The organism is Herbidospora yilanensis (assembly GCF_001570565.1).
In the GTDB taxonomy this organism is placed as follows: Bacteria; Actinomycetota; Actinomycetes; order Streptosporangiales; family Streptosporangiaceae; genus Herbidospora; species Herbidospora yilanensis.
Genome location: NZ_BBXE01000003.1, coordinates 1 through 1316, shown reverse-complemented (window position 1 = coordinate 1316; position 1316 = coordinate 1). Strand labels below are relative to the sequence as shown.

Sequence of the window (1316 nt, the reverse complement as noted above, 5' to 3'; positions counted from 1 at the left end):
GGTCCACTTGAGGGTCTGGCCGGAGTAGGCGTGGTTGCCGTCCGGGTGCTTGCCGCTCGGGTAGCCGAAGACGTAGACGCTCTGGCCGACCTTCTGGTTGTAGGCGAAGCCCTGGCCACCGACGTTGTCGCCGAGACGACCGGCGTCGGTGTACTTCCAGACGTAGTACTTGCCGTCCTTCAGCCAGGAGTGCTTGTAGGTGTCAGCGACTTCCTTGGAGACTTCCTGGAGCGACTTCAGGCCGTAGAGCTGCCACAGCTTGTCGAAGTCGGCCAGGCCGTTCGCCGGCAGCTTGATGCCGTTGTACACGGTGACGAACGCGTAGTTGCGGTCGCCGTCCTCGTACACGTCGAAGTCGTAGTGGGTGAAGGCCTGCTTGCCCACGTAGACGCCCCACGGAGCCTTGCCCTGGTAGTAGCCCGGGACGAAGATCCAGTTCTCGAGCGTCGCCTTGTTGGTCTCCACGTTGTACACGCAGTGACCGGCGGTCGCGACCAGGTTCTTGTAGGCGGCCTGGATCGAGGTGGCGGTGCACCAGTGCGGGTTCTTGGCGACCCACTTGGGGTGGTTCCGCGTTCCCTTGTTCTCGAACCCGTCGGAGAAGAACACCTTGCCCGTGGTCTTGGGCAGGTTGACGTTCTTCGACGTGCTCGTGGTCTTCTTCTCGTCACCGATGGCGGGGACGACACCCGGCTTGGTGTCGGCGGTCGGCCCACCGGTCGAGACGTGCTTCCCGACGACCTGGGTCTCCACGTCGTAGGGGGTCGCGGCCACGAGGTTGGCGGCGTTCTCCGCCAGCCACATGCCCGCGATGTTCTTGGCCGCGATGCCAGTGGTGGCCAGCGGGGCGCTGGCGACGTCACCGGCGGCGGAAGCCGGCTGGGTGACGAGAGCGGAGGCCAGCAGGCCCGCCGCCACGCCACCGAGGGCGAGAGTGCGCTTCATGGGGAACTCCTTGGTCTGTACGTGGGCCGCGTCCTGCGTCCCATGCGTCAGGAAAGGGATGAGTGGACCCTACAGCCGATCTTGTGGGGGTCCGCAGCGAAATCCACGGTTTCCGATCATCCATGAGGCGCAGAGATCTTTTCGTGATCCATCTGACGAGTCGTCGGCGGGCTTGTCATGATGATCTTCGAAACGGAAGTGCAGCTCGGGTGCCGTCTGTTCGATCTCTGTGGGCGCGGTAGGGAACCACAGGGATCTGTGAAGATGCTGTGAATGTGATGTAAATCACTGGCGTTCGATGGAACCGGATTGGAGGTTGCCCTACTTCCGCCGGACGCGCAAAAACGACAAAAGGCCCGATCGTAACGATC

Annotated in this window: 1 protein-coding gene; it reads right to left on the bottom strand. The window is 63.1% G+C overall.

The window, feature by feature from the left end; genetic code table 11:
* On the bottom strand, window positions 1-945 hold a 945-nt coding region (locus AW273_RS00020), incomplete at its 3' end, for a trypsin-like serine peptidase (protein WP_062343954.1).
* Window positions 946-1316: the final 371 nt, after the last annotated feature.